Here is a 12,582-nt window from a genome sequence, read left to right on the forward strand (position 1 = left end):
ATGAACATGTTAAAATCATACCGAGCTGCGCTCATTAGTTTATCATTATTACTTGTTTTTGTTTTATCTGGCTGCAGTAATGCAGGCACAATTGATTCACATAGTACGGGAATTTGGAACCATTATTTCGTATATCCAATCTCGTTTATGATTCAATTTGTTGCTCATCATATACCTGGTGGAAGTTTCGGGATTGCTATCATTGTTATTACGCTAGTTGTTCGTTCAGCGATGATTCCATTAGCTGTTTCGCAATATCGCAGTCAAATGAAAATGAAAAAGATGCAACCTGAATTACAGAAGCTGAAAAAGAAACACGGTGATGTGAGTAAAGATCTTGAAAAACAAAAACAGTATCAAAAAGAAATGTCAGAACTAATGAAATCAGGCGGTTGGAATCCGTTAGCTGGGTGCTGGCCAATCTTTATACAAATGCCGATTTTCTCTGCTTTGTATTATGCGATTAGCCGAACTGAAGAGATTCGTACATCTTCATTTTTATGGGTGAACCTAGGACATGCAGATCCATATCATGTATTACCGATTATCGCAGCGTTAACAACATTTATTCAAATGAAGGTGTTCCAATCAAATATAACGCCTGGAGAGCAAGTACAGATGCTAAAAGTACAGCAAATTATGATGCCTGCAATGATTCTATTTATGGGATTTGCGGCGCCATCAGGACTTGTGCTGTATTGGATTACAGGTAATTTATTTACAATGACACAAACAATTGTGCTAAGAAAAGTAATGGAGCGTGAAGAAGTACAATTACAAAATGCATAGAGAAACACCGCTCATGATGAGCGGTGTTTTTTATTTACATCGTTAAGGAAATTTTAAGAAACCAACATTACTATTGGCATTGTATACGAAAGTGTACATGCTTTAGAAATATGAAGGAGGAAATTTCCTATGAAGAAGAAAACAGTTGGGTATTTAGCAATTGCAGGTGCTTTATCATTTGGAATTATAGGAGGAGTGGGTATACCAGCATTTGCGGCAACGAATACTCCGGCGGCTGAGCAACCTACAAAAACGGCGAAGCAGGATTTAGATGACGCTACAAAACAAAAAGTAAAAACGATTATGGATGATACAAAGAAACAGTTAGAGGAGCTAGGTGTAAAGCTTCCAGAGAAAGAAAAACGTAAAGATATGTTTGCGGGATTAGATGATCAGGCGAAAGAAAAAGCGAAGTCGATTTTAGAGCAAGAGAAATCTGGGAAATTAACACGTGAGCAAGCAAAAGAGGAATTAACAAAACTAGGTGTGAAATTCCCAGAGAAGGGTAAGCATAAGGAAATGTTCGCGAACCTAGATGAAGTGACGAAAGAAAAAGCGAAGTCGATTTTAGAACAAGAAAAGTCCGGAAAATTAACACGTGAACAAGCGCAAGAGGAATTAACAAAGTTAGGCGTGAAAATGCCAGAGAAGGGTAAGCATGGTGATATGTTTGCGGGATTAGATGATCAGACGAAAGGAAAAGCAAAATCAATTTTAGAGCAAGAGAAATCTGGTAAATTAACACGTGAACAAGCGCAAGAGGAATTAACAAAGTTAGGCGTGAAAATGCCAGAGAAGGGTAAGCATAAAGACATGCTTGCTAACTTAGATGAAGCAACAAAGGAAAAAGCAAAGTCGATTTTAGAACAAGAAAAGTCCGGAAAATTAACACATGAGCAAGCAAAAGAAGAATTAACAAAGCTAGGTGTAAAACTTCCAGAGAAAGAGAAGCATGAAGACATCTTTACTGGATTAGATGAGGCAACAAAAGAAAAAGCGAAAGCAATTTTAGAAAATGAAAAGAAACAATTAGAGGAATTGAATGTTGATTTACCGCACCATAAGTTTTTTATGAAAAAAGAAGATAAATAATTGAACTATGTCGTATCTTCCGTGTGGGCAACCGAAAGGTACGTATGCGAGGAGGCTGTCTTTGGAACAGCCTCCTTTTAGTATTTAGGGTGATATCGTTGTCGTTTTTGTCGAATTATCGATATAATTCCATTTACGATCTTATGGCGTTCGTGGAAGAGGAGATTAGAGAAATAAAGTAGCTTCTGTTATAATATAAGAAGAGAAATATTTCTTATGTTATATAAAAAATATATTGATTTTTTCTAACAATTCAATATAATGGGAAATAACTACAAAATTCGACATCAAGAAGTGATGATGAGGACATGATCAATTTTTTACGATTCTCAGAGAGGGAAGCCTTTGGCTGTGAGCTTCCTAATACGGGAAAATCGATTACCCCCTCTGAACTGCAGCAGTGAACGGATATCTAGTAATTGCTTGCCGGCAAAAACCGTTATTTAGACTTGAGAAATTGGTGAAGTGTGTCACTTTGCGAATTGAAACAAGGGTGGAACCACGAATACAACACTCGTCCCTTTTTAGGGAGGAGTGTTTTTTTATTTCATTTTTGCATCACACTAGAATTGGAAGGAGGATATGCAGCATGCATCATGATGAGAAAAACAAAATTGGTTTAACAGTGGCACTTTCTATCGTAGTAGGAACTATTATTGGGTCTGGTGTGTTTATGAAACCAGGGAGTGTATTAGATTACTCAGGGAGTTCTAATATGGCTATTTGGGCTTGGATAATTGGTGGTCTGTTGACGTTAGCAAGTGGTTTAACAGTAGCCGAAATTGGAGCGCAGATTCCGAAAAATGGTGGGTTGTATACGTATTTAGAGGAGATTTACGGAAGCTTTTGGGGGTATTTATCTGGCTGGATGCAAACGATTGTATATGGTCCAGCTATTATTGGAACGTTAGGTTTGTACTTTAGTTCTTTAATGATTAATTTTTTCTATTTAGATAAAGTCTGGAATTTACCAATTGCAATTGGAACAGTTGTGTTCCTAGGCGTTATAAATAGTATGGGAACAAAATATGGAGGCATCGTTCAAACCGTTACGACAGTTGGGAAGATGATTCCAATTATATTAATTGTTGTGTTAGGGTTTTGGAAAGGGAATAGTGATATCTTCAACGTAGTTGTACCGATATCAGAAAATCAAAGTATCGGGATGGCAATTTTGGCAACTTTATTTGCTTATGATGGTTGGATTTTACTCGCTTCTATTGGCGGAGAAATGAAGAACCCAACAAAATTATTACCGAAGGCAATGACAGTTGGGATTTTAATTGTAACAGCTGCTTACGTATTAATTAACTTAGCGTTATTAAATGTATTACCAGCAGCGAAAATTGTAGATCTTGGAGAAAATGCAACAGCGACAGCTGCGGGCATGTTACTTGGAGAATATGGCGGGAAAATTATTAGTATCGGTATTATCATTTCTATTTTCGGCTGTTTAAATGGAAAGATCTTAACATTCCCACGTATTCCGATGTCGATGGCAGAGCGTGGACACCTTCCGTTTTCTAAGTTTATTGCAAAGGAAAGCCCAAGATTTAAAACACCAGCGAATGCGATTACTGTTGAAATCATATTAGGAATTATTTTAATGCTTATTAGTGATCCGAATAAGCTATCTGAGATTTCCGTATTCATTATTTATATTTTCTACGTAATGACGTTTATTGGTGTCTTCATTTTAAGAAGACGTAACAAGGATAAAGAGCGTGCATATAGTGTACCGTTATTCCCGATTGTACCAATCGTTGCGATTTTAGGGTCATTGTTTGTACTGGGAAGTGCGATTATTAACGATCCGGTAAGTTGTTTCTTATCGATTGGAATGGTATTTACTGGACTTCCGGTGTATTGGTACTTAAATAAGAAGAAAAAAACTGGAGTTTAATGTTTGAAGGGCAGGCGTATTATACGCCTGCCTTTTTATTGCGAAAAAATTATACTTGCGTCCATTTTTCTTTTAGGTTACTATAGCGGTAGTAACCTAAAAGAAAGTGTGGGAAAAGTCTTGGATTTTCGTGTGTATATTTTAGCTATCGCGGCTTTCGTAGTCGGAACGGTTGAGCTAATTATAGGAGGAACGCTTGATTTAGTTGCCGATGATTTAGGAGTATCGATTAGCGCAGCTGGTCAGCTTATAACCGTATATTCGGTAGTGTTTGCTTTGTCAGGTCCAGTTTTATTAGCATTAACAGGGAAGTTTGAAAGAAAAACATTATACATTGGGGCATTATCGATTTTCTTAATCGGAAATATCGTTTCGGCATTTAGTGTGAATTACGGAATGTTAATGTTCTCAAGGGTCATTTGTGCAGCGGGTGGATCGCTTATTATTGCACTGTCAGTAACACTTGCTTCTAGTGTAGTAGAGCCGCATTTTCGTGCGCGTGCAATTGGAATCATTTTCATGGGGATTAGTGGATCACTCGTACTTGGAGTACCACTAGGTCTTGTGCTAGGAAATGCATATGGGTGGCGTGCGCCATTTGTGTTAATTTCAATATTAACGGTTATGGCGATTGCTTGTATTTCATTATTCTTAACGAAAGTACCACCAACATCGGTATTATCAATAAGAGAACAAATTGCTACGTTAAAGGATAAAAAAATTGTAAGTGCACAGTTAACATCATTTTTATTTTTAACAGGTCATTTAACACTGTATGCATACTTAACACCATTTTTAAAAGATGTGATGCATGTGGAAGCGAACTGGATTAGTGTATTTTACTTCATTTTCGGAATTGCAGCGGTACTTGGAGGTGGCCTTGGCGGCTGGCTTGCTGATAAATGGGGATCGAAGAAAAGTATTATTTCCATCATTATCGTATTTGCATGTGCAATCTTTATGTTGCCGATGATGACATTCTCATTCCCGCTGTTCATTATTATGATGGGACTTTGGAGTATGCTGAGCTGGGCAATTTCGCCAGCACAGCAAAACTATTTGATTGAAATTGCGCCAGAATCAGCTGGTATTCAGCAAAGTTTAAATAACTCTGCACTTCATTTAGGAATTGCACTTGGCTCAACAGTGGGCGGAGTTGTTATTGAGAAATCATCTGTTATATATAACGCTTGGGTAGGCGGCGTTTTTATTATATTGGCACTGCTTTGTGCGATTTTCTCTATTACGAGAGGACGCTCTACTCAGTTCGCGAAAGAAGAATCTATCGTTTGATAGGTTCTTTTTTGTTTTGTAAAAAATTGCAGGTTTTAGTAGGGAAATGGAGAAGGTGTATATGGCGAGGTGATGGAAAATGGCATATGATTTAGTTGGAGCTATATTGGCACTACTACCGATAGTTATAGTCGTGTTTGTTCTTAGATGGGTTCGTTTCATCTATCAAAATTCAGAGAAACAAGTGGAGCAAAATGAGAAAATTATTGAACTGTTGATGGAGATAAAGGAGAAGAATAAGTAATAGTAGTTATTTTGAAAATAATTATATGCAGATATAAAGAAATGCAATTTTAGCAAATTTGAAAGGTACTTTTGAAAGTGCCTTTTTATTATGTTTAAAGGGCTGAGCGCAAATTATCTTTATTTATCAATAGTCAAATGAGAATGAGAAATTCAAAATTCGCAGTTTATCCGTTTGAATTTCTCAACAATTCGACAAGATACTACAAAAAAACCAACTATTCTCTTTTTTTTACTATAAGTACAATGAAACAGTAAGATTGCTTCATGTAGAAATTTAAATATGGTGGTGGAGAGAATGAAACGAAAGATGGTAGGGAAATGGTTTAGTTTTTTAAGTGCTCTTATTATTTTATTAGGAATTGCAATGCCACAAGTGAAGGCAGAAGTAATGAACAGAGACACATATAAAATGGATTGGAGCTATAGTAATTCGAAACAGCGTGAAATAAAGACAGAGATAATTAAAACGGCTTCGGGTAGTATTGCGTATTGTTTAACGCCTGATTTACGTTCTCCCAATGGGGATGATTTGCCTGAAATGGGAAAAACATCTGATGCTGTATATCGTGTTTTATTAAATGGATATCCTCAAAAAAGCCCATCTGAATTAGGTGTAGCGACAGTAGAAGAAGCGCATTATGCGACACAATTAGCAGTATGGATTGCAGCAAATGAATTAACGGAAGAAGATTTAGTTGCAAAAAATGAACGAGTACATAATCTTATGAAGAAGTTAGTAGAAGCTTCAAAAAATACAACTGGATCACAAGATGTGTTTTTTGAAGTTAATCCTGTAGATCCACAAACTGCTACACAAAAAGGTGACTATTTAGAAACAGGGTTTTATGCAGTGCAAACAAATGCGGTTTCTGGCTCTTATACAATTCTTCCTGAAAATGCTCCTAAAGGACTTCGAATTGTAAATGAAAATGGAGAAGAGAAAAGTACATTACAAATTAACGAAAAATTTAAAATATTAATCCCGAAAGATACGAGTAGTGGAAATTTTAAAATGAAAGTGAAGTCTACTTTAACAAATTTACAAGCAATAGCTTTTAAAGGCTCGGGAAAAGTTCAAAATACAACGGTATTGTTACAAAGAAATAGTGAGAAAATCAGTACAGATTTAGCTGTAAATTGGGAATCAGTAGGCTCTTTAAAGATTATGAAATTAGGAGAAAAAAAGGAATTATTAAAAGGAGCTGTGTTTGAAGTCTCTAATGAAAACTTTAAACAAAATGTTACGACAAATGATAAGGGAGTTGCGGAGCTAGGTAATCTTCCAATTGGTATATATAGCGTCAAAGAAATTCAAGCGCCAGCTGGATATGTGTTAGACGAAAGTGTTAAAAAGATTGAAGTGAAAACTGGTGAAACAGCTGTATTAGAGTTGAAAAATGAAAATCTAAAAGGTGAATTAGAAATAACGAAAGTAGATGTAGCGGATGGAAATACGAAACTGCCAAATGCAGAGTTTACAATTTATAACGAACAAGGAAAAGAAGTAGTAAAAGGAAAAACAAATGAGCAAGGTGTAGCGAAATTCAAACTAGCATACGGAAAGTACACGTATAAAGAAACATTAGCACCGAATGGATATGTAATAAATGAAGAGACATTCGCATTTGAAATAAAAGAGGATGGAGAAATTATTAAACATATTGTGAAAAATAAGAAAGAAGAAAAGGCATCACTTCCTTCTAAGCCAAATAAGCCAACACCGAGTGGAGAAGTGAAACCTTCCACTGATGTGAAGCCAGTAAAACAACCTAATACTCATAATGAAGTTCGTTTACCAGCTACTGGTGGCGTCGGTAATGAATTTACGTCGTTATTCGTTTTAGGAATTAGTTTTATTATTGCTGGTGCTTATGTGTTAAGAATGAAAAATAGAAAAGAAATGTAGAAAAAAACGCCTTGAAATAGAGGCGTTTTTTTTAGTATCTCAACTTCATCAACAAGCTCTTAATTTCCTCATCTTCCATAAAGAGATCATGGTGTTTCAGGGTAATCTTTGCAAGTGCAACATCATGATAGAAGAACTCCGTAAAGAACTTCACGAAAGGTTGTGACATTGTTTTCATCGCTTGCCATGATTCTTGCTCTACACCAGCAAATAAAATTTCACGATCGTCAACGATGAGTAGTAAGTAGCGCTCTAATGCGTTAGGTTCTTCAGTTGGGATTAGAAAATGCATGTTTTCTAAGTCTGTTTCTACTTTTCCAACTATGAGGGACTCGATTTGGACGCCTTGTTTTGCTTTTTGTTCTAGTAAAGGAAGATATTCTAAAAGGGTATCGTTCCATGCGGATATGCGTATAGATTCTTTTGCATCTTCTATAAGTTGCCTACTTTGTACTTTAATAGAAGACTGCATTTTTAAGCTCCAAACGCGGTCATCTGTAAATGACTTTTTAGAAATATTATTTTCAAGTTCTTTAATATTAGATTGGAATTCTGTCGTTAATTTTTCAATTGCTAGCTTGAGTGGTAATGCTGTATACAACTTTTTCTTTTCTGAAACAGAATCCATTACCATCCCCTTATCAATGAGGCGTGCTAACACTTCGTATATTTTTGCTTTTGGAACACCTGAATGTTTAACGATAGTTGTTGCATCTAATGGTTCGTTGCTTGATACGACAACTTCATAGGCCTGGCTTTCATATTGTGAGAAACCGAATTTTTGTAGCATAGTTCCCTCCGAACGAATGAGATTATATGTTAAGGATAATGAACTATTTGTTTTTGCACAAGTGTTGAGATAATAACTAAGCTGATTGAAATGAGAATAAATTTTAATTTTTTATACTATATAGATTGAGCTTTTATATTTATCCATTATACTTAATATAGTAATTAATAGAATTATAATTCATCGAGAAGGAGATGCTTGAGGGAAGATGTTGAGAAGTTTAAGTTTAAAAATTGCAGTAGTGTTTTCGGTGCTTATTTCTATGATGTTTGTAATATTAGGTACAGGTGTGTATCAATTACAAAAAGAAAAAGAAACGCACTCCTTAGACCAGCATTCTAAAAATACGATGGACCTTGTGACAGAGCAATTAAATGCATTTATGCAGCAAATTGAAGAGGGCATGGGGTATTATGGGAGCCATTATAGCATTCAAAATATGTTACAAGATGGAGTTACGCCAGAAGAAGAAAGTTCTATATTAAAGGAGTTTTCCTATTTTAAAAAATCCCACCCCGATATTTTAGACGTATATATTGGGACGAAAGATAAAAAGACATTCAGTGCAAATATTGCAGATGGTGGGACGATTCCAGAAGGATATGATCCGACGAGTCGCCCTTGGTATAAAGCAGCAGAAGCAGATACGAATTCTATTATTTGGGGACAAACACATTATGAAGTTGCGACAGGCAAGCTAAGTATCGGAGTTTCAAAGGCTGTTGTTGGTCAAGATGGATCAGTATTAGGAGTTATGGCAATGGACGTATCGCTAGGGACACTTCAAAAACTACTCCATAATATTCAATATAACAATGGTGGGGAAATGTTTATCGTAAATGATAAACATATTGCCCTTGTATATCCGGGGAAAGTTGGGAAAGATGTTTCGAAAGAACCACTTGTGAAAAGTTTAAATAAAGGTGAAACGAGATTTGCAGTAACGACACTAGATAAGAAAGATGTAGTTGCGTATAGTCAAACCTTTAATAAGATGAACTGGAAGGTAGGGATTGTATATCCGAAAGAGGAAATTGATAATTTACTTGTAGAAACAAGGAATACGGTTATTTTAATGGCGTGTATAAGTTTATTAATTGGAATAGTTGCGTCATATATATTCTCAAGAAGATTAGCAAGACCATTACAACTATTAACAAATCACGTTCAAAAAGTAGCGGAAGGTGATTTAACACTCCAAATGATGGTGACAAGTAAAGATGAGGTTGGTACGCTTACGACGCACTTTAATCATATGGTTGAGCAAATGAATGAAATGGTAAGTGAAATTAAAAATAGTGTATCGACAGTACAGCAATCAACTCACAATCTGTATTATTTAACGAATGAAACGGTAGCGGCTAGTAGAGAAGTTTCAGGTGCAATGGATGATGTGAGCGGAGGCGCATCTACTCTTGCTAATAGTGTAGATAAGGTTTCAGCGCAACTTGAAAATATGGCGAAATCGATGGAAGAAATGAATGGTTCCGTTGGTGAAATAAAGGGAGTGACTGGCAAGGCGGAAGAAGCGTCTAAGCAAGGATTAAATACGATGCGGAATTTAGTTCGTACAAGAGCACAATCATCTTCTATCGTTGTTCATACGGAAGAAGCATCCGGTAAGTTAGAGAAAAGGGTTGGATCCATTCAAAATGTTGTAGAGCTTATAAAGGGTATTTCGGATCAAACGAATTTACTAGCTTTAAACGCTTCGATTGAAGCAGCACGTGCAGGTGAGCAAGGTAAGGGCTTTGCTGTTGTTGCTGAAGAAGTTCGAAAGTTAGCGGAACAATCGAAAGAGGCAACAGGAGAAATCGCAACGATGATTGGCGATGTACAAGTAGAGGTAAAACGAGTTGTAGAAGTTATAAGTAAATTAAAAGATATTGCAGATGTACAAAATAAAGTTACGACAGAGGCAGAGGCAGAATTCCGTACAATTATGTCAGTTGTTAATACGATTAGTACTTCAGTGGAACAAATCGTAGAAGAGGTAAATAACATTGGTCACGAGCAAGGAGAAATTACAGCGGTAATGCATACGATTGCTGGTACGAGTCAAGAAAGTGCAGCTGTTTCTGAAGAGGTAAATGCTGCAACTGAATCACAAGTGAATCATCTAGAAAAGGTAGCTCATACGATGGAAAGCTTGACGGAGCATATGAGAGACTTAGAAAGATTGGTTGAGCAATTTAAAATAGAGGAATAACAAATTAGTAAAATGCTGCGTATTTCGGTAAAATAGACAATGGATATATAAGAAACGATTATAGGAGGAAGACTACTATGGCAATTGTTGACGTATCGATTATTCCAGTAGGAACAGGTAATCCAAGTGTTAGTGAGTATGTAGCAGAAGTACAAAAGGTGCTTGAGAAAAATGCAGATCGCGTGAAGTATCAATTAACACCAATGAATACAGTTATTGAAGGAGATCTTCCTGTCATTCTAGAAGTAATTCAACAAATGCATGAAGTTCCATATACGAAAGGTGCACAGCGCGTTGCAACAACAATTCGTATCGATGATCGTCGTGATAAAGTAAGTACAATGGAGAAAAAATTAAACTCTGTTCGATCAAAATTATAAGGAAAAGCAGCGATCTTCGCTGCTTTTTTCATATAGGAGGTAAAGAAGATGAGTGAAAAGTTTAACGAACAATTTGACGGGTTGTTAGAGAAATACACGGAACTATTACTCGGAGAGAGCAATGAAGAGAGAAAAGAACAGGTGCAGAAGTGGGCACTGTATTCTTACATAGCTAAGACGATGCCGGCTTTAGTAAAGCACTGGAATGAGACGTATCCAGATGCGAAAGAAGAGATGGTGAAGTTAATTACGGATATTAAAAAAATGAATGAAGAGAAGAGAACTGAAGGATAAAAAGAATAAAATGCACAACTTTTTCTCAATACAATATTGAGAAAAGGTTGTGCATTTTTTGATCGATTCCTCATTATAAAATTAAATGCATTCTTCAATTGTTTAATCAGCTATTTCGTATGTTCTTGGAAGAATGCTGATTTGAATTCATGCTCTATCTTTTTTCTTCTTTTTCTATTTCGGATACAGATTTTTCAGGATCTTTTATAAGTTTTCCCAGTTCTCCAGAACGTGTAAGCTGCTCCTCAAAATCTTTTGTAGTACTGACGCTAGCTATAAACCATAATTTGTCATCTTGGTTTATATATCCATTTATATGTGGAATGCCCATAGGGGTTATTTCCCTTTTTGTAAATGTAATAGATTTCACATCCTTTACATTATAACGAATGTACTTTTCCACTCGTGCTTCTTGTTTCTTCCAAAACAGCTCTTCTTGTTTTTTCTTCTCTACATATTTCATTGCAATATATCCTCCTGCTATAATACAAATAATGGTTAATGTAATTACCAATTTCTTTTTCATTTGGAATCTCCTTGCATTAAAATATAATTAAAATATATCATGAAACGAGTGGTGAAAGATGACTGAATTTCAAAAAAATCCTATTGCGACAGATCAAGATTATTTTGAATTAGCAGATCAAGTTTATGGTGACGTTTTGCAAAAGGGTACTGAAATAAAAGGTAGTTAAGGGAAAAAATGGGTAGTAATTGAATCCATCGATACCAATCAAAACGAAGCAAAAAATGGCCTGCAAGCTATTGCTGTTGTACCTGCCAAGGATTATGACCCAGATAAAACGCAATATGATAATATTATCTATTCTTTTCGTGGAACGGAATTTGGAAAGTTTGATGGTGATTTATCTACGGATACTTTCCAAATCACAATGGGAATGAAAGATAACTGGGGAGCTGTTGGGGGAGACATCCAAAAGCTCCCGACTTCTTTTGATAGTTCACTAGAATTTGTAGACAGAGTGAACGAAACCTACAAACCAATCTCTGTTCATACGACTGGACATAGCAAAGGAGCTGCGGAAGCTGATTTTGTTGCTGCTGAACGAAACTTTTATGCGACAACATATGCTGCACCTAATATTTATCGCTTGTTAAGTGATGAAGCAAAAAAACGTGTAGATGAAGGTGTAATGGATCATAAGGCTGTTGATTATACACATGAAAAAGATGCTGTAGGGAATTTTGAACAATTTGGTGCAAATCCGATTGGTAAACAATATGTTGTAAAAAGTAATGGAACTTCTCATGGTGTACTGGGTCTTTTACTTATGTCAGAACACCCTATGGATACATTTCAAGGAATGTTCCACTCTGATGGAAGTCCGATGTTAGTAGCCGAACCCCATGGAGTTATTCGCCAAGTTAAGAATACAGAAATCCACCTGAAAGTTGAGGATATTCAAGCCATTACAACAGATTTACAACGTGAAATAGATCATATTAACGAAAAAATCGTGGAAGCCAGCTCAAAGATTATACAAGTATTACAGCAATCACCGGCTAGTGTAGATGGTAATTTAATCCCTACAATCACGTATGCTGTAAATCAATTCCAAAGAAACTATGTGGAATCTCTACGTTCTACATCAGATTTTATTTATCAAAAGGCAAATGAATTTGAACGGGTGGATAATGAAGGCTAAATAGGAGGAAATA

Annotated in this window: 11 protein-coding genes, 1 pseudogene and 1 other annotated feature; of the genes and pseudogenes, 10 read left to right on the plus strand and 2 right to left on the minus strand. The window is 36.0% G+C overall.

What is annotated here, in order from left to right; all coding sequences use genetic code 11:
* Window positions 1-6: 6 nt before the first annotated feature.
* The 6 genes from Q3V31_RS21295 (at window position 7) to Q3V31_RS21320 (ending at window position 7,229) form a co-directional block, all read left to right on the plus strand.
* Window positions 7-789 (plus strand): membrane protein insertase YidC, encoded by a 783-nt coding sequence (locus tag Q3V31_RS21295; RefSeq protein ID WP_329767036.1) that lies wholly within the window; start codon window positions 7-9, stop codon window positions 787-789.
* A 129-nt stretch (window positions 790-918) separates the two neighbouring features.
* Complete coding sequence (locus tag Q3V31_RS21300) at window positions 919-1,881, plus strand: hypothetical protein (RefSeq protein WP_329767037.1); 963 nt, start codon at window positions 919-921, stop codon at window positions 1,879-1,881.
* Window positions 1,882-2,169: 288 nt separating this feature from the next.
* Window positions 2,170-2,406: a binding site (T-box leader), on the plus strand.
* A gap of 64 nt (window positions 2,407-2,470) precedes the next feature.
* Window positions 2,471-3,784 carry an APC family permease gene (locus Q3V31_RS21305; RefSeq protein WP_098271645.1) on the plus strand — a complete coding sequence of 438 codons (1,314 nt, stop codon included), beginning with the start codon at window positions 2,471-2,473 and terminating at the stop codon, window positions 3,782-3,784.
* Window positions 3,785-3,892: 108 nt separating this feature from the next.
* Window positions 3,893-5,077: an MFS transporter gene (locus Q3V31_RS21310; RefSeq protein ID WP_142319571.1), complete on the plus strand. Its 1,185-nt coding sequence runs from the start codon at window positions 3,893-3,895 to the stop codon at window positions 5,075-5,077.
* 79 nt (window positions 5,078-5,156) lie between these two features.
* Window positions 5,157-5,321, plus strand: coding sequence for a hypothetical protein (locus Q3V31_RS21315; RefSeq protein WP_000312822.1), 165 nt, complete (start codon window positions 5,157-5,159; stop codon window positions 5,319-5,321).
* A 297-nt stretch (window positions 5,322-5,618) separates the two neighbouring features.
* Window positions 5,619-7,229, plus strand: coding sequence for an MSCRAMM family protein (locus Q3V31_RS21320; protein ID WP_329767039.1), 1,611 nt, complete (start codon window positions 5,619-5,621; stop codon window positions 7,227-7,229).
* 31 nt (window positions 7,230-7,260) lie between these two features.
* Here the strand turns inward: Q3V31_RS21320 and Q3V31_RS21325 are convergent, their stop codons facing one another.
* Window positions 7,261-8,019 (minus strand): TrmB family transcriptional regulator, encoded by a 759-nt coding sequence (locus Q3V31_RS21325; protein ID WP_000939474.1) that lies wholly within the window; start codon window positions 8,017-8,019, stop codon window positions 7,261-7,263.
* Window positions 8,020-8,227: 208 nt separating this feature from the next.
* Between Q3V31_RS21325 and Q3V31_RS21330 the strand changes: the two genes are divergently transcribed.
* From Q3V31_RS21330 to Q3V31_RS21340, 3 genes are all read left to right on the plus strand, one after another.
* Window positions 8,228-10,228: a methyl-accepting chemotaxis protein gene (locus tag Q3V31_RS21330; protein WP_329767040.1), complete on the plus strand. Its 2,001-nt coding sequence runs from the start codon at window positions 8,228-8,230 to the stop codon at window positions 10,226-10,228.
* 77 nt (window positions 10,229-10,305) lie between these two features.
* Window positions 10,306-10,608, plus strand: a complete 303-nt coding sequence (locus Q3V31_RS21335; RefSeq protein ID WP_001018862.1) for an MTH1187 family thiamine-binding protein — start codon at window positions 10,306-10,308, stop codon at window positions 10,606-10,608.
* 48 nt (window positions 10,609-10,656) lie between these two features.
* Complete coding sequence (locus tag Q3V31_RS21340; protein ID WP_329767069.1) at window positions 10,657-10,902, plus strand: YusU family protein; 246 nt, start codon at window positions 10,657-10,659, stop codon at window positions 10,900-10,902.
* 154 nt (window positions 10,903-11,056) lie between these two features.
* On the opposite strand, the gene Q3V31_RS21345 is transcribed toward Q3V31_RS21340, so the two are convergent.
* Window positions 11,057-11,428, minus strand: coding sequence for a DUF1433 domain-containing protein (locus Q3V31_RS21345; RefSeq protein ID WP_000728342.1), 372 nt, complete (start codon window positions 11,426-11,428; stop codon window positions 11,057-11,059).
* Window positions 11,429-11,486: 58 nt separating this feature from the next.
* Here Q3V31_RS21345 and Q3V31_RS21350 point away from each other — a divergent pair.
* A pseudogene (locus Q3V31_RS21350) lies at window positions 11,487-12,569 on the plus strand (cytoplasmic protein).
* Window positions 12,570-12,582 lie beyond the last annotated feature (13 nt).

Source organism: Bacillus nitratireducens (assembly GCF_036320425.1).
GTDB lineage: Bacteria > Bacillota > Bacilli > Bacillales > Bacillaceae_G > Bacillus_A > Bacillus_A nitratireducens.

Excerpts from the sequence above, each read along its gene's own strand:
- Q3V31_RS21300 (WP_329767037.1), top strand. The coding sequence starts at position 919 with ATGAAGAAGAAAACAGTTGGGTATTTAGCAATTGCAGGTGCTTTATCA.
- Q3V31_RS21340 (WP_329767069.1), top strand. The coding sequence starts at position 10,657 with ATGAGTGAAAAGTTTAACGAACAATTTGACGGGTTGTTAGAGAAATAC.
- Q3V31_RS21330 (WP_329767040.1), top strand. The coding sequence starts at position 8,228 with ATGTTGAGAAGTTTAAGTTTAAAAATTGCAGTAGTGTTTTCGGTGCTT.
- Q3V31_RS21345 (WP_000728342.1), bottom strand. The coding sequence starts at position 11,428 with ATGAAAAAGAAATTGGTAATTACATTAACCATTATTTGTATTATAGCA.
- Q3V31_RS21305 (WP_098271645.1), top strand. The coding sequence starts at position 2,471 with ATGCATCATGATGAGAAAAACAAAATTGGTTTAACAGTGGCACTTTCT.
- Q3V31_RS21320 (WP_329767039.1), top strand. The coding sequence starts at position 5,619 with ATGAAACGAAAGATGGTAGGGAAATGGTTTAGTTTTTTAAGTGCTCTT.
- Q3V31_RS21295 (WP_329767036.1), top strand. The coding sequence starts at position 7 with ATGTTAAAATCATACCGAGCTGCGCTCATTAGTTTATCATTATTACTT.
- Q3V31_RS21325 (WP_000939474.1), bottom strand. The coding sequence starts at position 8,019 with ATGCTACAAAAATTCGGTTTCTCACAATATGAAAGCCAGGCCTATGAA.
- Q3V31_RS21335 (WP_001018862.1), top strand. The coding sequence starts at position 10,306 with ATGGCAATTGTTGACGTATCGATTATTCCAGTAGGAACAGGTAATCCA.
- Q3V31_RS21315 (WP_000312822.1), top strand. The coding sequence starts at position 5,157 with ATGGCATATGATTTAGTTGGAGCTATATTGGCACTACTACCGATAGTT.